The sequence below is a fragment of the Methanothrix sp. genome, from assembly GCA_029907715.1.
Lineage (GTDB): Archaea > Halobacteriota > Methanosarcinia > Methanotrichales > Methanotrichaceae > Methanothrix_B.
Genome location: JARYLI010000001.1, coordinates 27,585 through 47,730, shown reverse-complemented (window position 1 = coordinate 47,730; position 20,146 = coordinate 27,585). Strand labels below are relative to the sequence as shown.

Below are 20,146 nucleotides of genomic sequence, written 5' to 3'. Positions count from 1 at the left end.
GGGCTGTGTTGAATAATGTTTGAGACGCTCTTATGTGCGTAGCAACTTGCAGAGCATGCAATGTGGTCGATGAAAGCATTCATTCGTCGAAACGAACGCATAGCATGACCCCTGCTCATTCGGGCAAGTTATCAAATGGATAAGAGCGGTTTGAGAATCCGATAGCAGAGACCCAATTCATACAAATTACAATTATAGTAAAAATCGAGAGCAATCGACCTTTTAGCTCTCAATTATTCAACACAGCACTCCCGGGTTAAAACTTTAAACCGCGTTGGCATAGTGGAACACATGAGCGGAGATGACAAGATGTTCGACTCTGGATACATGCTGGATCTCCTCAGAGATCTCATAGCCTTCAGGACAATTGCACCACCCGGGAGCTTCTACCATGAGATAGTGGATTACCTTGTTCCGCTGCTCAATGAGATGGGGTTTGCAACGAAAAAGCTTGTGATGCCTGCAGAGGTCTTCGAGTCCAGGTGCTCCGATCCCCGGCTCTCAGGAGACAGGGTCAATCTGATCGCAGATATGGATCTCGGCAGGCCCGAGTGGCTGGTGATATACACGCACCTCGATGTCGTGCCTCCCGGTGACGGATGGTCCACAGATCCTTTCTCGCTCACAATCATGAACGGCAGAGCATACGGCAGGGGAGTCTCGGACTCAAAGGGGGCTGTAGCAGCGCTTATCGCTGCCCTCAGAGGCATTCTGGTTGACAGGAAGCCGAAGTACAACCTCCGCCTCCTTCTGACGACCGATGAGGAGGTTGGGGGCTACTCAGGGCTGTGTTATCTTGCGGATTCCGGAATGGTCCGGGGAGATAAGATGCTCTGCATGGACGGATTCTCCGATGATGTGGTTATCGGATCGAACGGCATAATCACCTGGGAGGTCACAGTGAAGGGAAGAGCGGTGCACAGCGGATCCAGCTTTCTCGGAGATAACGCGATAGAGAAGTCGCTTCCTGTGATCGATGCGATACTCATGCACAAGCGGGAGGTAGAAAAGAAGAGATCATCGCTTCCCGCAAGCTCCGTGCTGAGGGATAAGAATATAGATCACATGATGCCGATCCTGAACATAAACGTGATACATGGTGGAATAAAGGAGAACATCGTGCCTGACAGATGCGTCTTACGTGGTGACAGGCGGGTGATTCCGGAGGAGAGGATGGAGGATGCCATGAATGAGCTTGAGGGGGTTGTCAAACGCTTCGGCCCGGATGTCAGCTTGAAGATGTGGCCCGGGTACCCCCCCATGAGGATGGATCCGGAGCACCCCTGGGTTCTTGAGGTCAAGGAGGCGGTGAGGAGGGCCACCGGATCCGAGCCACATCTATCTGGAGCACAGGGGAGCCTGGACCAGGCGTATGCGACAGAGGTCACAAAGATCCCTGCAGCAGTCTACGGTGTCGGGAGGCAGCTCGAGAGCAATGCACATGGCATCGATGAGAACGTAAGTGTCGAGGACCTCGTGAGCTACATGCGGTTCATCGGGGAGCTTCTGCTCTAGACTTCGAAGGTGCCTCTCAGATATGAGAGCAAAATGTGCAGATATCAGGTGATGGATTGAAGGTAGTGGCTGTTGTGGGTCATCACAAGTCTGGGAAGACCACACTGATCGAGGCTCTGGTAAAAGCCCTCAAGAGGTACGGCCGCGTGGGGACGGTGAAGCACATGCCAGGGCATCATGTCGACCAGGGCGACACGCACAGGCACCTCATGGCCGGCGCAGATGTCGTCATCGGCATCGGCCTGGGCCAGATCGTGGTGACCCCTGAGGGGAGCCTTGAGTCTGCCCTCGCGGAGATGCAAAACCGGGGTATCGATTTTGTCATACTCGAGGGGTTCAAGAGCAGCCATTACCCGAAGATAGCCATCGGCGGGATAGATGCACCAAACAAGATATGTGACGTCCGTGATGTGAACGATTCCACTGTGGATCATATCGTGAGCATGATCCTCTCTCTCTGATCTGAGCCGCCCCGATATCCCCACCACTTCCTGACAGATGCGTTTTTACACAGTTGTTGATGTGTATGGAGACGCTCCGCCGACCTGCGCGTCATTTTTGTATAAATGTGACAATGTTTTCTCCATTTAAGGAAATCTTTTTCCAATTTATGGAAAACACTTTATAGCGAGCGATCACCTGAGAAACCGGTGAGGATATTGAGGCACATGCTTGTCTTCCTGATCGTCGGACTGGTGGTTGTGGCTTCGCTTGGCTGCATAACAAAAACACCATCCGAGAACATAACACTCAGAATCGGCTACCAGCCGAGCACCCATCAGATAGCTGAGATGGTCGCGATGGAGAAGGGCTGGTGGCTTGAGGATCTCAGGCCTTTTGGAGTGACGGCAGTCGAGGAGTACGAGTTCCCCTCAGGACCGCCGGAGATGCAGGCGATGCTGGCCGGCAGCCTGGATGTCGCCTATGTTGGGACTGCACCGCCGATATCTGCGATCGCGGGAGGTCTTGATGCGAAGATAGTCGCCGGAGTCAACACCAACGGCTCTGCTCTTGTGCTCGCTCCTGATAAGGAATACAAAGGCCCCGAGTCGCTGAGGGGCATGAGCATAGCGACATTCCCGCCAGGCTCGATCCAGGATACTGTTCTCAAAAAGTGGCTGAAGGAGAACGGCGTCGATACATCGGAGGTTAAGATTCTTCCAATGGGCCCGGGTGATGCTGTGACAGCGATGTTTGCCGGCCAGGTCGACGGCTCGCTGCTGCCCGAGCCATCGCCATCGGTGATAGAGATGGCCAACAGGGGACGGGTCGTTGTCTACTCTGGAGAGATGTGGCCGAACCATGCATGCTGCAGCCTGGTCGTCAGCGGCAAGCTCATCAGGGAGCATCCGGAGCTTGTTGATCAGATCGTGAAGACGCACATCAAAGCAACAGAGTATGTGTATGCTCATCCTGATGAGGCAGCGAGGATCTATGCCAACCGTACGAAGCAGGATCTCAGTGTTGTGGAGTATTCGATGAAGAACTGGGATGGGAGATGGATAAGCGATCCTCATCTGCAGATTCCGTCAACCATGGAGTACGCCAGGGTCAACTACGAGCTGAAGTACATAAGCAGAATGCCATCCGAAGAGGAGCTCTTCGATGTGAGCTTCTACGATAAGGTGAGGGGTGAGTGAGATAAGCAGAGAATCCGGTAAACTCAGAAGGGAGTGGGCTCAGCCCCTTCCCCTCATCGGATTGCTGGCTGTATGGCAGATCTCTGCCATGCTCGTGAACGACTCGCTTGTGCTTCCAAGCTTTATCGACGTGGTGAGCGCCTTCGGCTCCAGCTGGGGTGACATATTCTTTCAGGATCTGCCTGTGAGCCTGCTTCACTTTTCCCTGGGGATACTCGCAGGCATGATCATAGCAATGCCTCTTGGCATGGGGATGGGCTGGTCCAGGTCCGTGGACAGGATCGTCGATCCCATAGTGGAGGTGGTCAGGCCGATACCACCCCTGGCCTGGATACCATTCGCCATCGTCTGGTTCGGGCTCACACATGAGTCGGCGGGATTCATAGTATTCGTCGGCGCCGTCTTCCCGATACTGATAAACACATACGTCGGGTTCAGGAACCTGCCCAGGGTTTATGTGGAATCGGCGATGGTCCTGGGAGCGACAAGGGACAGGGATCTGATACGGTATGTGGCGCTTCCATACGCGCTCCCATCCATAGCCGCGGGAATAAGAATCGCGATGGGAATAGCCTGGATGTGTCTCGTTGCGGCAGAGATGTTCGGCGTCAGCACGAGCGGTCTCGGATACAGGATATGGTCTTACTACTATCTGCACAAGATGGACCACGTCCTGCTGTACATGATCGTTCTGGGCATGCTCGGCCTCTTCATCGACAAGGCGTTCAGGGGCATAATCGAGGACAGGCTTCTCAGATGGCGGGTCGGGCTCACGCAGTGAGCACACCCTGGCGATTTTTAAGGTTCGAGGTTGAAGGAGAGATATGGTGAAACCGACTTCGCTCTTGTCCATCTGATAACCTGTCCGCAGAGAGCAGTCATGCCATGCGCTCGTTTCGACTTATCTTCGACTGCGTCGAAGAGTTTCGACGAAGTCTAAACTGTCGAAACCCTTCGATGTAGTCGAAGGCCTTGCGCTGGAATGAGCGCATTCAGCAACCGGCCTCCATGGTCTCCATGTTGCTGAATACATAAGAGCGACCGACTTTTCGCAGACAGCATGATCCTTTTCGACAACCTGGATGTGCCTCCTAAAATTCATCAGTTTCTGAGGGTTATGATCGAGCTTCTGCAGGGCAGAGCTATATTGCAGGCTGCATGATTTTATGTGGGTGATTCTTTGAGGACCAGGGATCTGATAGCCGCAGCGAGAGGCGAGCTTGAGGCGGATCTCCTCCTGGAGGGTGGCGAGCTGGTAAATGTCTTCTCAGGGGAGATATACAGGGCTGACATCTCGATTTACGGCGGACACGTGGCAGGTTTCGACTGCTCGAGCGTCACGAGAGTGATCTCTGTTGAGGATATGCTCATAGCGCCGGGTTTCATAGATGCTCATGTACACCTGGAGAGCTCCATGGTGATGCCATCAGAGTATGCGAGGGCCGTCGTCCCGCGCGGTACGCTCGCGGTGATAGCAGATCCGCATGAGATCGCGAACGTGATGGGCGTGGAGGGGATATCGTATCTGCTCAGAAGCGCAGAGGGCATCCCGATGAGGTTTCTTGTAACAGCGCCATCCTGCGTGCCTGCAACCCCACTGGAGACATCAGGCGCTGCTCTGGGCATGAGCGAGATCGCCAGCCTCCTTGAGGATCCCAGGGTCGTGGGTCTGGGGGAGATGATGAACTATCCAGGAGTTGTACACGGAGATGAGTCGGTGCTCGCAAAGCTGGAGGCCGCTGCCTCGAGGAACAAAACAGTATGTGGCCATGCGCCAGGGCTGAGGGGCAGGGATCTCCAGGCGTATGCTGCCGCGCTCATAGAGAACAATCATGAGTGTACAGGAGCAGAAGAGGCGACTGAACAGCTCCGCTCAGGCATATGCATAATGATCAGGGAGGGCAGCGCTGCGAGGAATCTTGATGATCTTGTGAAGATCATCAGGGATTACAACACTCCAAACATCATGCTCTGCACTGACGATCTTGATCCGAGAGATCTCATGCAGAGGCACATCGATCAGATGATAAGAAGAATCACAGATGCCGGCGTCGATCCGGTCGCAGCGATTCAGATGGCCACGATCAACCCTGCGCGCCACTTCGGGCTTCGCAGGACAGGGGCCGTGGCTCCTGGATACAGGGCTGACATCGTTGTTATGGACCATGATTTTGATGTGAAGCGCGTGATCTTCGAGGGCAGGGAGGTGGCCAGGGACGGAAGGCTCACAGTGATTTCTGAGTCGAAGAGGCTGCCGCTGCAGAGCACCATGAATGTTCGGATGCCCATCACGCGTGAGTCCTTCAGGATCCCTGCTGCTGGCAGAATCGCGAGGGTGATAAGCGTTGTTCCGAACCAGATTCTGACAGAGATGATTGCAGCGCGCCCAGCTGTGAGGAATGGAGAGGTTCTCTCAGATACCAGGAATGACATCCTCAAGATCGCTGTGGTTGAGAGACACAGGGCCACAGGCAATGTTGGACTTGGCCTCGTGAGCGGGTTTGGATTGAAGAAAGGGGCGATCGCGAGCTCAATCTCACACGACTCCCACAACATCACGGCCGTGGGAGTGGACGATGAGAACTTGCTCAGAGCTGTGGAATCCCTGATATCCATGGGTGGTGGATGGGTTGCCGTCGATGGTGGAGTGCTCGCTTCTTTACCTTTACCGATCGCGGGTCTGTTATCTGATCGATGCGTGGAGGATGTGGTCGAGGACGCGGAGAATGTGATATCAGCAGCCCACTCCCTTGGATCTGAGCTTGAGGATCCGTTCATGATACTCTCGTTCCTCGCACTGCCGGTCATACCCGAGCTCAGGATCACAGACAGAGGGCTTGTGGATGTGAGGGAGTTCAGGCACGTTCCTCTGTTCATGGAGTGAGGGGCATGGAGGCGGGAGGGCGTGCCCAGGGCATGAAACAGGGTTCGGGCACGTACCTCTGTTCATGGGGTGACGGGGCCATGTCCGGGTTGGATATATGGTTCAGGTGGAACAGAAAGAACAGGTACACGATAGCAGCTCTGCTTCCGCTCGTGAGCGGTGCCAGGCTTGCACACGCGCCAAAGCCGGGAATAATGCTCTACAGCATTGCGACTCCGCAGGCTGAAGAGGTTTACAGAGAGGTCGATGCAGCACGCAGTTCAGGTATAAAATCCATATTCATCGCAGGCGGGCCTCATCCATCTGCAAGGCCTGAGGAGGTCCTCAGGCACTTTGATTACGTCGTGATCGGGGAGGGAGAGGAGACGCTCCCGGAACTCATCGATGCTATCCGCTCAGGCCGCGATCCGGGGTCTGTGCGGGGGATAGCATACATGAAGGACGGAGAGCTCGTCGTGACAGAGCGCAGGGGTTTCGTGGATCTGGATCGATACCCCTCTTTCTCGCATCCCCTTCTCGCGCCAATAGAGATAACCAGGGGCTGTCCATGGGGATGCGCATACTGCCAGACGCCCAGGCTCTGCGGGAGCATCATGCGCCACCGCTCCATACCATCGATTCTCAGCCATGCGAGGATGCACATGGATCTGAGGTTCACGTCTCCGAATGCGCTCGCCTACGGCTCAGATGGTCTAAGACCGAGACTGGAACGGGTCGAGATGCTTCTCAAAACTCTATCAGAGCTGAAGAGGCCGATATACTTCGGCACGTTCCCGTCAGAGGTGCGGCCTGATTTCGTCTCGGAGAGAGCGCTCGAGATCATAACTACCTACTGCACGAACCGAACGCTCAGCATAGGAGGGCAGTCAGGAAGCGACAGGGTTCTGAGAGCGATCAACAGAGGTCATGGTGTACATGATATCGAGATGGCGTGTGAGCTCTGCATCGATCATGAGATGGTGCCGAATGTCGACCTGATACTCTGCCTTCCCGGGGAGAGCGAGGAGGACCAGATGCTCACGGTCGAACTGGCGGAGAAGATAGTGAGAATGGGGGGCAGGGTCAGAGCCCACAGGTTCATGCCTCTGCCTGGAACACCGCTGGAATCTCAGGAGCCTTCGCCCCTTCTTAGAGAAGCGGAGCTCAGGCTGGGTCGGCTGGCACTTGCCGGAAAACTGAAAGGAAGGCTGCACTAGAGGTAGAACTGCCTGAACGGGAGCATGTAGCTGTCCTGGAGCTCGTATCTGATCAGTATCTCCTTTGGACGCACCTCGATCTCCCTGACGGCCTGCGAGAACATGTACCAGACGTACCCTCTCTGTGGTATCTTGTACTTGTCGGGGAGCGTTGCTGCAAAACCTGACGCGTTCAGAATGTATGTGCGGAGGAGCTCGCTGCCCGACGCGAAAAGGAACGGCAGGCTCAGCTTATCAAGTGCTTCTGCGCTCTTTCCCTCAAGCCTGAGCCGCTCCAGAAGAAAGTCACGGATCTCCTCCTCGTTTATGACAAGCTCTCGCATCTCGCTCATCGTATCACCCTAAGAGAGTGAGATGTGGATTATAAAATTAGCTGCTTCGCAGAACTCAGAATGTCAGAAATCCCTGTTGAGCCAATATGACGTTACGTACTCGAGATTCATTGAGACCAACAAGATATAGATCATGAGGCATCATGTCAGTGGAGGCCGATCCCTCAGGAGACTGTTCGGTGGCTCGAGCTTATGACCAGACGGGGATTTAAAAAACACATTTCTCGGTCTGGAAGAGCATGCTACCTGGTGATGATCTTCCGGTATATCATCGCGTGAATGCTGCTGATGCCGAAGATCTTTGATATCCGCCGGATATCATCTGGAGAGGGGGTTGATGGCCTGGCGGGAGGAACAGGTCTGCACTCCCTCGCAAACACATACCCTCCACGCATCCCTGCACACGCAAAACCGCCTGCGTTCCCCTTCACGAAGATCTCCCCTGATCTCATCTCTGTCGCCGTGAAATCCTCTGTGTCGCCATGCACCACCAGAGTTCCACCACTCAGCAGAACCCCTGTGTTTCTGCCCGAGCTGCCGTGGATCTCGAGAACTCCTGAGCGCATGAGAATTCCGGCGCTCATTCCTGCATTCCCGAAGAGCTCGATCCTCCCGGAAGATTCATTCCTCGCCCCTATCGTCTCTCTGGTTATGCCATCGGATATCCTGAGAACACCGTCAGAGAGCTCATTTGGAGGCAGTGGAGAATATCCCCTTTCCAGAAGCTCTGTTATGGAGACGAACATTCTGTATCCGGAGAGATCGCTCTCCACCTCTATGAGATTGCCAAGCGGCTCCTCGACCCTGCCGCTGACGTAGATCGCGCCTCGGATCATCGAGATGCCCATTCTCGGGCCCACATCCCCGTCCACAATCACATCTCCCACATCCACAGCGGCACCGCTCCCGCCCAGCCTCATCAGATCCACGCCCATGCTGGAGCAGAGCCTGCTCCCTGCATCTCCAATAATCTTCACGCTCTCGCCGCGCCTGAGCGCATCCACCAGAGACCTGTAACTCCACCCATCGATCTCAGCATCCGGATCGAAACGCGAGCCCCTGTGCTGCCAGTAGAAATCGAAGGTGAAATCACAGATGCATTTCTCGCCTGATGTCCTGATGGTGATCATCGAACAGATCTCCTGGGGAGATCGATGAATAATAATACCGATGGTATCCCCACATTTGCATTCCAGGATCCATTCTGCGATATCTCATGCACGCTCAGCATACACCCTCTCGATCTCTCCGCAGATAACATCCCAGTCGTATCGCCTGGCGATCTCTCTGCACCTCGAGCTTGCTGCTTTGGAGAGATCGAGCGCAGCCCGGATCGCATCCGCAAGCGAACCCGGCGAGGGCTCCGCGATCACTCCTGTCTCGGGGGTCAGAAGATCGCATGCAGCGTTCATTCTGTGGCGCACCGTGACAACTGGAACCCCGCATGCCATCGCCTCCAGGGCGGCCATCCCGAACCCCTCTCTGGTTGAGGGAAGGACAAAAGCCCTGGATGACTTGATCAGAGAGATCGTATCCTCATATTTGAGAAAGCCGCTGAACCTCACCCTGTCATTCAAACCAAGCGATCTGGCGAGGGCATGAAGCCGCGGCGCCTCCGGACCCTCCCCAACTATAAGGAGCTTCACATCGGAAAGTAAAGAGATGGCCTCCAGTAACATGTGCAGATTCTTGTGAGATATCAGCCTTCCTGCAAATACAAGATCGTGCTCCGAATCCGCAGGCCTGATCGATTGTATTTGCATGAAATCTATTCCGTTTGGGACCACAGTGCTCCTGACCCCGAAATTCATCAGCTCCCGCCCCGTCATCTCAGAGACCGCTATGTTGCTGCCGGTCAGCATCGCAGCAGCTCTCTCAACGGCCATTCCGAGATAACCCAAACTGCCCAGGTACTCGATCCAGTAATCGCCCCAGATCTCGTGCCACGTTATGAAGAAGGATGCGCCTCCTGAGCGAACTCTCGCTGAGAAGCATGAAAGATACGGAAACTCCTGGCAGTCGATCACATCGTATCCACCTTCAAGGTATCTCAGAAGGCCAAGAGAGAACAGAAGGGCCTGTTTCACCGACCTTTTATTTTTGTTGTACAGAGGATACGGAGGGCAGACTCCATGATGCCACACATCGCCCAGCTTGATCTCCCTCTCGCTCCCCCACCACCTGGCTCCGTAGCAGTGGACCTCATGCCCCCTACGGGCGAGCCTCTGCGAGAGCTCGTAAACCCTCCGCTCGGCGCCTCCCTTGATCCACGGGTAAACTGCGTCATAAACATACGCTATTCTCATCGTGATCTGCCCTCAAATGCACGCTCTAGCACTCCCTGCCATCTGTGAGCAGGAAGAGGCTTATTAGCATGCCCGAGAATATCGTCTGGATCCCGATCATTGAGAGGACCATCGCGATCATCGCGCTCTGAACCTCAGCAAGCGACCCGAAGCCGGCGCTGATCCAGCTCATAAGCACCCTGCCACCAATGGCAATGCCCGCGATTATGAAAGCCATCCCCAGAAGGATCTCCTTCTCCAGGGAATGATAGCTCAGCAGCCTCTCCGCAAGCCAGCTGTTCGTTATTCCATGCGTGGTGCCGAATATGCTGAAGTGGATACCTGCGAGAAACGTCTGGTAGCCGATGAAGAGCATCATGATCCCGAGGATGAGAGAGTGCATCCTGAGCTCAGAGGAGCGGGATACAAGGAGAACCCCGGCGGTGAGCATCATGCCCAGAGCCATGACCAGAGCGCCGGGCGCCATCAGAAACGGGATCGGCTGATAGAGCATCATGAATCTCAGGTGGCGCCAGCCATCGGAGAAGGAGCGGAGCTTCGATCCTCCCCTTCGCCTCGGGTAGTAATCAATCGGCGCCTCGGCGATCCTGAGGCCCCGCCGGGATGCCTCGACCAGCATCTCCGAGGCGAACTCCATGCCCGCGGTTCGCAGCCGCATCTTCTCCAGAGCAGCTTTCCTTATAGCTCTGAGCCCGCAGTGCGCATCCGATACCCTGATCGAGTAGAGGTGGTTGAGGATCCAGGTGAGAACCGGATTCCCAATGTATCTGTGAAGCGCCGGCATCGCCCCTGGATGTATCCTGCCGCGAAGCCTGCTGCCCATCGCCAGGTCCGCGCCTTCGTCGAGCAGCTTCAAGAGCCTGGGGATATCCTCAGGGGCGTATGTCAGATCTCCGTCCATGAGGACTATGTAATCCCCCGATGCCACCTCGAAGCCCCTCAGGTACGCCCTTCCGTATCCGAGCGCCTCGGATCTCACCACAGTGGCGCCATGGCTCTCCGCTATCTTTGGGGTTTCATCGTCTGAGCTGTCTACCACAACTATCTCCCACTCAGAGGCAACGCTCTGAAGAACAGCGCGCGATCTCATTATGCATTCGCCGATCGTGTCCGCCTCGTTCAGGGTGGGTATGATGAGACTGACTGAGCGCACATACGGGCAATGGCATGAGGGAGTTATAAGAGTTTGTGAGTCCCCGGAGCGCGGCCAGGTCACAGCATGCTAATCATCTCCCCAGCATCTGAATCCAACTGCTCGCACTGCCGGCCCCACATGCAGGGCTGGGAAATGACAGAACTCTGAAAATCCAGATCGCCACCATCCATTTCTGGAGGGCGCATAAAAGCGCCTCGCTCCATCTGCAGGTGGCACGAGATAAAAATTAAAATGTTTTTATCTTCTTGATCGTCAGTTGACCCTGATGACCTTGAGCAGGGAGCAGACCGGCACACCTGCGATGCTGTCCACGCCCCTCTTGTCGATCAGAACCGCTATGACATTCGTCCTGGCGCCGTGATCATCCAGGTATGCGACCGCCTCCTCCAGGGTCCTGCCTGACGTTATCACATCATCCACGATGACGCACTCCCTGCCATTGACATCGGCGAAGTTCGTGCTCAGGTTCCCATGGGGTTTGACATCCTGCGATGCCATCTGCTTTGTTGGCATGTAGACCGCGAGCCCCACGCCCATGTGGTTCGCGACCATGCTAGCGAGGGGCACACCGCTCAGCGCCACGCCCACGACCATATCGATGTCAAGCTCCTTCTCGTCAAGGAGATCGAATATCATCTCTGATAGCGCCTGGGCTATGTGGCTCAGCCTGTAGGCGCTCCTTCCTATCATAGACCAGTCCACCGAGATATCCTTCGGCCCGGGGACTGTGGCGCGCTCGGCATGCGTGAGAAGCCAGGTGACGGTCTCCCTGGAGACGTTCAGCTCCTCAGATATCTGACCCTCTGAAAGACCCTCAGACTTGAGCTCTGTGGCTTTCTTTATGAGATCCTCTATACTCTTCATGATCATCCCTTCTTTCTTCTTTTCGGAGGTGTTCCGCATACAGGACAGAGATCTCCCTCAAAAGCTCTGCCGCAGCCAGGGCATCTCTGTGTGCGCTTTATGAATCGCCTTATCCCACGCTGGACGACCGGCTCGACCCTGAGACCCAGATGGACAGCGACGTTCTGGAGAGCATAGTCGTCTGTGGCAAGCGCTGCATCATACTCAATGGCCTTCGCAAGGACCTCCAGATCTGTCTGTGAGAGCCTGCAGAGATCACCCGTTTCCCTTGCTGCATCTGTCGCCCTTTTCAGGGTCTCCTTTGTGGGTGGCTCGATCCTCACATCTGAGATCTGCAGCTTGATCCTCGATCGGATGTCCTTGAGCTCCTGCTCCACCGCAGGAACCGTGATCACCACTCCCTTCAGCGGCTTTCCAAGTATGAACACAGAGGCGTCTGCAACTATATACACACTGATGCCATTGAGCTAATAGTACTTGGACTTTTTCAGTACCGATGCGGAGACGCCGGTGCCCAGATCTGCTGTGAGTTCAAAACAGACAGACATGCGCCGCAGCAGCCATGGCAGAAAACGCTCATGACCCAATGCCACCCCCTGTGGAGGGAAAAAGGTCCGCGCCAAATGCCGCTTCGTAACGATTCAGCACGTCGTCGCGGGAAATGCCTGCGCACGCCTTACGCTGCCAGGGTTGCTATTAAAATGGCCCTTAAACCAGACACCCCCACAAAGTTAATAGGAGCATTCTGCCTATCTTAATCTGTATGTACAGGGACGAGCTTGCGGAGCGTGTTGCGAGGAGGATCAACCCCAGAGAGGGCGCCTGTGGCACCTGCCACGCCATAGCTGAGGAGGTATGCGCCACAGGGGGATCTATCCTCGCATACGAGCGTCCTTCAGGAATACTCGCCAGGATAACAGATGACAGGGGCGAGGTGATCGGGGAGGGTTTCGGCATCGTCTGGTCTCCTGCAGTCCTCGCAGCAGAGCTGGATGCAGGCATAGTCCCATCTGACATTGAGGATCGTCTCAGAAGAGATGGAACCAGCACCCAGGATGTTGTGGAGAAGGTTGCAGCGCTCTTCGGCTATGGCAGGGTCGTGACCCCAGCAGTCCTGGCACTGAACATGGTGAAGGAGAGGGGCGGCAGGACGCTCATCAGGCGCGAGGGGCTGGGCGTCGTCGCAACATTCTTTGACTCAAAGGGAGATGCAATCGCATCATCTCCGCCATCCTACTGCCCGACATGCGCGGTCACAATCGCCGCCGCGATCACTCCGGAGATAGCAGATCCAATTAAAAAAACGCTTGAGGGAAAGCCGAACACTGGCAGGAAGAAGCTCGAGCTCGGTCTCGAGAACAGGTACGAGATAGAGCACGGCCATGTCCGTGTCACCCTGGCCAGGGGAGAGGAGGTTCTGGCAAGCAGAGTTCTCGGGTGCTGCATGGCATACGCCACTGTGAAGGCCGAGATCGTCGCAGGGCTTGTGCCGCAGGCTAGCGCAGAGCAGTTCAAGCTCTACTGCAACCTGTGCCCGTTCAAGCACTGCTGGATGGACAAGTCCATGGGCGCCACGGGAAACATCATCCTGCAGCGACTTACAGAGATCGGCGCGGAGATCGAGGTGTCAGCGGAGGGCTACATAGTCGCCAGGATTGCGGGAGAGGAGATTGAGGGTCGCGGCACACTCTGCTCTCTGAGCGCCCTGACCAACATGCTTCTAAGGGAGGACGCGGAGAGGATCCTGAAGCCGTCAGCGGCCAGGAGATGGTGAGTTGCGACTGAGATCCTGCCTGAAGAGGTACAAGAAGGATACACACCGTGCTCTGCCTCCAGAGGAGACGCTCGAGATCGTGGAGAGGAAGATGCCTGCGGCCGGAATAACAAGGGTTGCAGACATCACCAACCTCGACCGGATAGGCATACCTGTGTTCACCTCGATAAGACCAACAGCAGAGAAGGGCGCGATATCTGTTTACAATGGTAAGGGCGCCACTCCAACCGAGGCGAAGGTCTCCGCCATAATGGAGGGCATCGAGAGGTACTCTGCCGAGGTCCGCAATTCCGATCTCAGAATTGCCAGGTTTTCAGAGCTCAGGGACAACGCGCTGAATCCAGAGGAGCTCATCCTGCCGAGAGATGCTGATCCAGATGCAGAGATCCCCTGGGTGATGGGATACGATCTCATAGGGGACGAGGAGATTCTGGTTCCGGCGAATGCTGTATTCCATCCACTGCCATCAGTCTACACGCGCCTGTTCAGGACAAACACCACAGGCCTCGCATCAGGGAACCAGCTGGAGGAGGCGATCTTCCACGGACTCGCAGAGGTCATCGAGAGGGATGCGTGGTCGATAGCGGAGCACTCCAGGAGCATGGGGCCGCTGCTTCGATACAACGGCGACGGCCTCGCCGGGGAGCTTCTCAATATGTTCCGGCTCGCGGAGGTCCAGGTTTACGTGAGGGACATAACGAGCGACGTAGATGTGGCAACATTCGCCGCGGTCTCAGATGATTTGAAGCTGAAGGATCCGGCGCTTCTGACCGCAGGAATGGGCACACATACCGATCCTGAGGTGGCGCTTCTGAGAGCTCTCACTGAGGTCGCGCAGAGCCGGCTAACGCAGATACATGGCGCCCGGGAGGATACTGTGAGCGCAGACTTCAGGCGCATGATGGGTTATGAGAGGCTGAAGCGCCTGAACAGGCACTGGTTCGAGCACGAGCGCGAGGAGGATTTCAGCTCCATAAAGTCTTATGATACCGATGATTTTCTGGATGACATAAGACTCATGCTCGATCGGCTTCAGGCAGCCGGATTTGACAGGGCGATAGTCGTGGATCTCACAGCTCCTGAGATAATGGTGCCCGTGGTCAGGGTGATAGTGCCCGGGCTGGAGATATCGGCTGTGGATCCGGAAAGGGTTGGCAAGCGGTGCAGGGATGCCAAGAATCGTCGTGTTTCTGGGTCCAAGCATGCCTCATGACGAGGCGCGCTCCATACTCGATGCGGATTACAGGCCGCCGGCCAGGCGTGGCGACGTTCTCGCAGCTGCAAGAGATGGTGCGGAGATAATATGCCTGATAGATGGCGTCTTCTTCCAGGACTCCTCTGTGGCGCACAAGGAGATACTCGAGGCGCTGCAGATGGGCGTGAGGGTGATCGGCGCCTCCAGCATGGGGGCTCTGCGGGCAGCTGAGATGGATGTCTACGGCATGGAGGGCATCGGCGAGATCTACAGGGCATACAGGAGCGGGGAGATAGCCGCTGACGACGAGGTCGCCCTTGTGTTCGATCCGGTGACGCTCGAGCCTCTCTCCGAGCCGCTGGTCAACATACGCCACAACCTGAGGCTGGCTGTGAATGAGGGCTTTATCGATGCGAAGAGCGCAGCAGATCTGCTGGAGATCGCCAGAGCCAGGTACTTTCCGTCCCGGAGCTATGAGAATCTGATGAAGGACGCCACAGGCAGGATTCCGGAGGAGACGCTTCTCCAGTTCAGGAGGTTCCTTGAGAGCAGACGGGCGGATCTCAAGAGGGAGGACGCCATAAGGGCGCTGAGAAGGGCTGCGGAGATGGCCAGGGAGCTGCAGCTCCATTGAATCCAGCACTCAGGTCACTGTAAGCATCGCATGCGCCATTTCCATCCGCACCAATGAACCTGCGTCATGAGCGCTTCCCTGAGATAATGCACCAGCCCGCCCTTCGTTATCGCTGCGTTAGAGCTGCATCATGACCACAGCATCTTGACCACACTCAGAACATCCTGATCCTGCCGGATACGAACTCATCGACGAGCCTGTCAGCTCTTCCCAGCCAGTCATCCAGTATGGACTCTGCCTCGTATCCTGCTCTCTCCGAGCCGGCGATGCTCAAGGCCTTCATGAGCGGCTGATCGAGAGGGGAGCCGATCCTGCTCACCAGCGTGACATAAGCCTCCTGTACCCCGTCAAGCCTCGAGATCTCCTCGGCTGCACGCTGCGCTATCACATTGTATATCTTGCCGACGTGGTTCACAGGGTTCTTGCCAGCGACCGCCTCCATGGTCATGGGTCGCATCGGAGTTATCAGCCCGTTCGCGCGGTTGCCCCTCCCTGTGGCGCCATCATCCCCCATCTCAGCTGACGTTCCTGTCACCGTGAGGAAGATGCCGGAATCGTGATCTGCAGCGTTGACATCGACCTCAGCATCATAAACGCTCTTGATGGTCTCCCTTATGCGGGATTTCATCTCCACGTAATCATCCATTGAGAAGATGTACCTTGAGATGGCGGCTGCGGCCACAACCACCTTCACCCTGTCGTCAAACCTGACTGCCATGATCTTCCTGTCCTCACCGACCCCCTTCATCCCATCGATCATGCGATCGATCTCGAGCACCATCGACTCGAGAGGTCGTAGGGGCGCAAACCCGGATCCGATGGAGGTATCGTTGGCGCCCTTTCCCATCAGGCTTCTCAGCTCCGGAGAGCCCTCCCGCGTCCTGGGCTCCACCACGAACTCATCAAGGTGTCTCACGGCCACTCTCAGATATGATGTCGCCGCATCTCTTATGATCTCACTCATGGATGATCTCACAGACGTGGCCCGGCCGCCGACCACTATGGCAGGCGGCTCAAGTATCCGGCCGCCCCCGAACCGCGGCTCTGACCTCCCTCCTATGATCAACACCTTGTCCACGTTATGATGCATGATCTCGCCGAACTCCTCCATGTAGATCCTGCAGAGCTCCCTAGATATGGACTCTGAGATCCCATCTGCGAGTGTGTCCGGATGCCCAGTGCACTTCCTCTCCACAACCTCAAACCGCGGGAGCTCGAAATTTCGAAACGTGATGAGAGTATCCGACATCCATAGATTGTGCTTCCTGAAGCTCAATATAGTTGCTGGTCGAGCGCACAGGCTGTCGAGATGCTGGCGTGACTTCCTGGGGGTCTCACTGCCTCTCTACAGGAGGTCGCTCTATGAGCATTCAGATCTAGAGGTCCAAGCGTGCGATGTGGCGGTGTGCCCGTCAGACAGCTTCGAAGCAGCTGATCTTCGCTGACATTCCCTCCCCGCAGGTTCGGGGGACGCAGATCACCAAAAGGCCGATATACATCAAACGCGTTAGCGGGCCGTGGAAAAAGGCGATACGATGTTTGTAGGAATAGACGTCGGTGGAACAACAACCAACGCGGCGCTGGTGGACGGCAGCAGAGTCGTGAAGACCGCCATCGGCCCGACTGACCATCAGGAGATCCTCGGCAGCCTGCTCAGAACAATGGACAGGCTCATCGAGGGTGTTGACGTTGAGAGGATCGAGAGGGTGGTGCTCAGCACCACGCTGATCACAAACCTCATAGCAGAGGGAAAGGCGGACAGGGTCGGCCTGGTTCTGATACCCGGGCCTGGAGTCAACCCGAGGGATTACAGGTTCAGGACAGAGCCTGTGATCCTTGATGGCGCGGTGGATTACAGAGGGAGGGAGATCGCGCCGCTCAGGGACGATCAGATAAGAGCGGCTGCGCAGAGCCTTGCCGACCAGGGGTACAGGAAGGTCGCAGTCGTGGGAAAGTTCTGCCAGAGGAACCACGAGCATGAGATGCACGTTAAGGAGGTTTTCTCGAAGGCCGCCCCCGCGATCGAGGTCGAGATGGGGCACAGGGTCTCCGGCCGGCTGAACTTCCCGCGAAGAGCTGCCACCACCATGCTGACCCTCGCGACCCGCGATCACTACAGAAGATTCGCGGAGCAGGCGGAGCGCGCCATGCGCCAGCGTGGAATAAAGGCTCCGATATACATTCTGAAAGCAGATGGCGGAACGCTCCCGCTGGACAAATCACTGGACAGGCCTGTTGAGACGATATTCTCAGGGCCGGCTGCGAGCGTCATGGGGGTAATGGCACTGACCCCTGAGGGGCAGACATCAGTCGTTATAGATATAGGCGGGACAACAACCGATCTTGCGCTGATACTCTCCGGAAAGCCGCTTCTCTCATCGAGGGGTGCGAAGATAGAGGATATGCTGACGCATGTGAGGGCGTTTGCTGTCCGCTCCATAGGTATCGGCGGCGACAGCGTCGTCAGGGTGTCAGACGGTGAGATCACGGTGGGGCCGGACAGGGCAGGGCCTGCATTTGCACTGGGCGGGCCGGAGCCGACACCCACCGATGCCCTCATGGTTCTTGGCCTCACAAACCTTGGGGAAATAACCCTTGCCCGGAAAGGCATTGGCATAATCGCCAGCACCCTTGGATGCAGCACAGAGGACGCAGCCAGAATGATAGTTGATACTGTTGTCGATAGGATAGTTGATACCGTGAACATGATGTTTCTGGAATGGGAGCAGGAGCCCGCGTACAGGATCTGGGAGCTGCTCCAGAGGACAAAGGCCAGACCGCAGAATGTTGTCGGAGTCGGGGGGGCTTCACCTCCGCTGGTGCCGCTGGTTGCAAAGAGACTCAACGCGCTGGCCATCATTCCGGAGCACGCGCCTGTGGCCAACGCGATAGGCGCTGCGGTCGCCAGGCCCACGATGACGCTGAGCCTGAGGATAGATACTGAGAGAGGCATGTACACAGTTGAGGAGGATGGCACGCTGGGCGAGGCGAAGGGCAGAAACCTGAGCCTCGAGGGGGCTCAGGAGATGGCAAGACAGCTTCTTAGAGAGCGGGCAGAGCGCTTGGGAATCCAGGATTACGCTGACGAGGCGGAGGTGGTGGACAGTGAGGTCTTCAATATGGTCCGCGGTTGGTCGACTGTTGGAAAGCTTATCGATGTCAGGATGGAGATCCCGGCAGGAATCATCACATCCTGGAGGGGAGAGCATGGCAGCTGATGTTCACCCGAAACAGAATGCCTCAAAAATCGATGCGCCCACGAGGAGAGTCGAAACCCCTGTGAGGCCTGCCAGGACATCCTCTGTGAGAAAGACCGGCCTGATATTCTTCCCGGCATTCGACTGGGCCATATCTCCCACGCATCCAGAACGGGAGGAGCGGCTTCTCTACACGAGAGACCAGATCTTTGAGGAAGGGCTGATGGACTTCCCGGAGATCGTTGAGTACAGGCCGCGTCTGGCCGAGCTGAAGGATGTCGCCAGGGTCCACTTCTGCGTTCCAGATGTGCAGTCACAGGTGACCGAAGCTCACCTGATAGCAGCAGGCAGCACCCTCGTCCTGGCGGATGCTCTGATGAAGGGAGAGATAAGAAACGGCTTCGCTCTTGTGCGCCCTCCTGGCCACCACTCGATGAGGGTTGTCCATGGGAACCGGGGGTTCTGCAACATCAACAACGAGGCCATAATGGTCGAGTACATACGCAGGAAGTACGGCGTGAGGCGCATCGCCATAGTCGACACCGATGTGCATCACGGAGATGGGACTCAGGATATATTCTGGCATGATCCTGATGTGCTCTTCATAAGCTTCCACCAGGACGGCCGGACGCTCTACCCGGGCTCAGGATTCACCAGTGAGATGGGCGGGCCGCTCGCTTTGGGACGAACGCTGAACGTGCCGCTGCCCCCCGGGACGACGGATGAGGGGATACTGTACGTCCTGGAGAACCTTGTACTTCCAGTCCTGGAGGAGTTCGATCCGCAGCTAGTCTTCAACTCAGCGGGCCAGGACAACCACTACACAGATCCTCTAGCCAACATGAGGTTCACAGCCCAGGGCTACGCCAGGCTGAACGAGATGCTCGCTCCGGATATGGCAGTGCTCGAGGGCGGCTACGCCATAGAGAGCGCGCTGCCCTACGTCAACACAGGAATCATCCAGGCGATGGCCGGGCTCGATTACTCAAATGTGAGAGAGCCGGACTACGTTCCTGGGAGGTTTGTCCTGACATCTGAGATGAGGAGATCGATAGAGGCCACCGTGAACCACCTCCTCACCATCTGGGAGAGCAGGGACGACCTTGTGGCAAAGGCGAGGCAGGAGCACGGCAGGTTTTACTCCAGAAGGAAGAGGATATTCTACGATACAGACATGATAACCGAGGGGCAGGAGGAGACGCTGAGGATGTGCACAGAATGTCCCGGATATCTCACGGTCTCCACACAGGCTGCCAGGGGATACGGCCGGCTGAACACAGCGTTCTGCGTCTCTGTGCCGCTCTTCGCATGCAGAAGCTGCATTGAGGATGCGCGTGAGGAGTACGAGGAGCACAAATCCGAGATGAAGTACGACTATGTTTACCTCCAGGACAGGCCGTCTGACAGGTTCAGAGCGTACTGCACCAGAACCAGAAACGAGATCGTCCTGTGA

18 protein-coding genes are annotated in these 20,146 nt (G+C 56.3%); 11 read left to right on the top strand and 7 right to left on the bottom strand.

Annotated elements, in window-relative coordinates:
- Positions 1-309 precede the first annotated feature (309 nt).
- From QHG98_00190 to QHG98_00165, 6 genes are all read left to right on the top strand, one after another.
- Positions 310-1,515, top strand: a complete 1,206-nt coding sequence (locus tag QHG98_00190) for an ArgE/DapE family deacylase (GenBank protein ID MDH7596152.1) — start codon at positions 310-312, stop codon at positions 1,513-1,515.
- Positions 1,516-1,580: 65 nt separating this feature from the next.
- Positions 1,581-1,976, top strand: coding sequence for a molybdopterin-guanine dinucleotide biosynthesis protein B (gene mobB / locus QHG98_00185; GenBank protein ID MDH7596151.1), 396 nt, complete (start codon positions 1,581-1,583; stop codon positions 1,974-1,976).
- Positions 1,977-2,165: 189 nt separating this feature from the next.
- On the top strand, positions 2,166-3,155 hold the full coding sequence (locus tag QHG98_00180; protein ID MDH7596150.1) for an ABC transporter substrate-binding protein: 990 nt from the start codon (positions 2,166-2,168) through the stop codon (positions 3,153-3,155).
- On the top strand, positions 3,148-3,936 hold the full coding sequence (locus QHG98_00175) for an ABC transporter permease (protein ID MDH7596149.1): 789 nt from the start codon (positions 3,148-3,150) through the stop codon (positions 3,934-3,936). The genes QHG98_00180 and QHG98_00175 overlap by 8 nt, the downstream gene beginning before the upstream one ends.
- A 399-nt stretch (positions 3,937-4,335) precedes the next feature.
- Positions 4,336-6,039, top strand: a complete 1,704-nt coding sequence (gene ade, locus QHG98_00170) for an adenine deaminase (GenBank protein MDH7596148.1) — start codon at positions 4,336-4,338, stop codon at positions 6,037-6,039.
- A gap of 80 nt (positions 6,040-6,119) precedes the next feature.
- On the top strand, positions 6,120-7,235 hold the full coding sequence (locus QHG98_00165; GenBank protein ID MDH7596147.1) for a TIGR04013 family B12-binding domain/radical SAM domain-containing protein: 1,116 nt from the start codon (positions 6,120-6,122) through the stop codon (positions 7,233-7,235).
- On the opposite strand, the gene QHG98_00160 is transcribed toward QHG98_00165, so the two are convergent.
- The 6 genes from QHG98_00160 to QHG98_00135 form a co-directional block, all read right to left on the bottom strand.
- Positions 7,232-7,567, bottom strand: a complete 336-nt coding sequence (locus QHG98_00160) for a hypothetical protein (GenBank protein ID MDH7596146.1) — start codon at positions 7,565-7,567, stop codon at positions 7,232-7,234. The genes QHG98_00165 and QHG98_00160 overlap by 4 nt on opposite strands.
- Before the next feature lie 242 nt (positions 7,568-7,809).
- The gene (locus QHG98_00155; GenBank protein MDH7596145.1) at positions 7,810-8,697 is read right to left on the bottom strand and encodes a tributyrin esterase; all 888 of its coding nucleotides are present in this window, start codon (positions 8,695-8,697) and stop codon (positions 7,810-7,812) included.
- An 84-nt stretch (positions 8,698-8,781) separates the two neighbouring features.
- Complete coding sequence (locus tag QHG98_00150) at positions 8,782-9,873, bottom strand: glycosyltransferase family 4 protein (protein MDH7596144.1); 1,092 nt, start codon at positions 9,871-9,873, stop codon at positions 8,782-8,784.
- A 25-nt stretch (positions 9,874-9,898) separates the two neighbouring features.
- Entirely contained in the window at positions 9,899-11,026 is a 1,128-nt protein-coding gene (locus tag QHG98_00145) for a glycosyltransferase family 2 protein (protein MDH7596143.1), read from the bottom strand.
- A 255-nt stretch (positions 11,027-11,281) separates the two neighbouring features.
- The gene (locus tag QHG98_00140; protein ID MDH7596142.1) at positions 11,282-11,893 is read right to left on the bottom strand and encodes an orotate phosphoribosyltransferase-like protein; all 612 of its coding nucleotides are present in this window, start codon (positions 11,891-11,893) and stop codon (positions 11,282-11,284) included.
- A gap of 2 nt (positions 11,894-11,895) precedes the next feature.
- Positions 11,896-12,345, bottom strand: a complete 450-nt coding sequence (locus QHG98_00135; GenBank protein MDH7596141.1) for a hypothetical protein — start codon at positions 12,343-12,345, stop codon at positions 11,896-11,898.
- 311 nt (positions 12,346-12,656) lie between these two features.
- Here QHG98_00135 and QHG98_00130 point away from each other — a divergent pair, with 311 nt between their 5' ends.
- The 3 genes from QHG98_00130 to QHG98_00120 are packed head-to-tail and all read left to right on the top strand — an operon-like array spanning position 12,657 to position 15,496.
- On the top strand, positions 12,657-13,667 hold the full coding sequence (locus QHG98_00130) for a hypothetical protein (protein ID MDH7596140.1): 1,011 nt from the start codon (positions 12,657-12,659) through the stop codon (positions 13,665-13,667).
- Position 13,668: 1 nt separating this feature from the next.
- The gene (locus tag QHG98_00125) at positions 13,669-14,880 is read left to right on the top strand and encodes a YcaO-related McrA-glycine thioamidation protein (GenBank protein ID MDH7596139.1); all 1,212 of its coding nucleotides are present in this window, start codon (positions 13,669-13,671) and stop codon (positions 14,878-14,880) included.
- Positions 14,837-15,496 carry a TfuA-related McrA-glycine thioamidation protein gene (locus QHG98_00120; protein ID MDH7596138.1) on the top strand — a complete coding sequence of 220 codons (660 nt, stop codon included), beginning with the start codon at positions 14,837-14,839 and terminating at the stop codon, positions 15,494-15,496. Before QHG98_00125 ends, QHG98_00120 begins: the two co-directional genes overlap by 44 nt.
- A 154-nt stretch (positions 15,497-15,650) precedes the next feature.
- Here QHG98_00120 and QHG98_00115 read toward each other — a convergent pair whose 3' ends face one another.
- Positions 15,651-16,745 (bottom strand): methionine adenosyltransferase, encoded by a 1,095-nt coding sequence (locus QHG98_00115; GenBank protein ID MDH7596137.1) that lies wholly within the window; start codon positions 16,743-16,745, stop codon positions 15,651-15,653.
- 286 nt (positions 16,746-17,031) lie between these two features.
- Here QHG98_00115 and QHG98_00110 point away from each other — a divergent pair, with 286 nt between their 5' ends.
- On the top strand, positions 17,032-18,714 hold the full coding sequence (locus QHG98_00110) for a hydantoinase/oxoprolinase family protein (protein ID MDH7596136.1): 1,683 nt from the start codon (positions 17,032-17,034) through the stop codon (positions 18,712-18,714).
- Positions 18,704-20,146: a histone deacetylase gene (locus QHG98_00105; protein ID MDH7596135.1), complete on the top strand. Its 1,443-nt coding sequence runs from the start codon at positions 18,704-18,706 to the stop codon at positions 20,144-20,146. Before QHG98_00110 ends, QHG98_00105 begins: the two co-directional genes overlap by 11 nt.

Excerpts from the sequence above, each read along its gene's own strand:
- QHG98_00190 (MDH7596152.1), top strand. The coding sequence starts at position 310 with ATGTTCGACTCTGGATACATGCTGGATCTCCTCAGAGATCTCATAGCC.
- QHG98_00165 (MDH7596147.1), top strand. The coding sequence starts at position 6,120 with ATGTCCGGGTTGGATATATGGTTCAGGTGGAACAGAAAGAACAGGTAC.
- QHG98_00160 (MDH7596146.1), bottom strand. The coding sequence starts at position 7,567 with ATGAGCGAGATGCGAGAGCTTGTCATAAACGAGGAGGAGATCCGTGAC.
- QHG98_00155 (MDH7596145.1), bottom strand. The coding sequence starts at position 8,697 with ATGATCACCATCAGGACATCAGGCGAGAAATGCATCTGTGATTTCACC.
- QHG98_00150 (MDH7596144.1), bottom strand. The coding sequence starts at position 9,873 with ATGAGAATAGCGTATGTTTATGACGCAGTTTACCCGTGGATCAAGGGA.
- QHG98_00140 (MDH7596142.1), bottom strand. The coding sequence starts at position 11,893 with ATGAAGAGTATAGAGGATCTCATAAAGAAAGCCACAGAGCTCAAGTCT.
- QHG98_00130 (MDH7596140.1), top strand. The coding sequence starts at position 12,657 with ATGTACAGGGACGAGCTTGCGGAGCGTGTTGCGAGGAGGATCAACCCC.
- QHG98_00120 (MDH7596138.1), top strand. The coding sequence starts at position 14,837 with ATGCCAAGAATCGTCGTGTTTCTGGGTCCAAGCATGCCTCATGACGAG.
- QHG98_00115 (MDH7596137.1), bottom strand. The coding sequence starts at position 16,745 with ATGTCGGATACTCTCATCACGTTTCGAAATTTCGAGCTCCCGCGGTTT.
- QHG98_00110 (MDH7596136.1), top strand. The coding sequence starts at position 17,032 with ATGTTTGTAGGAATAGACGTCGGTGGAACAACAACCAACGCGGCGCTG.
- QHG98_00105 (MDH7596135.1), top strand. The coding sequence starts at position 18,704 with ATGGCAGCTGATGTTCACCCGAAACAGAATGCCTCAAAAATCGATGCG.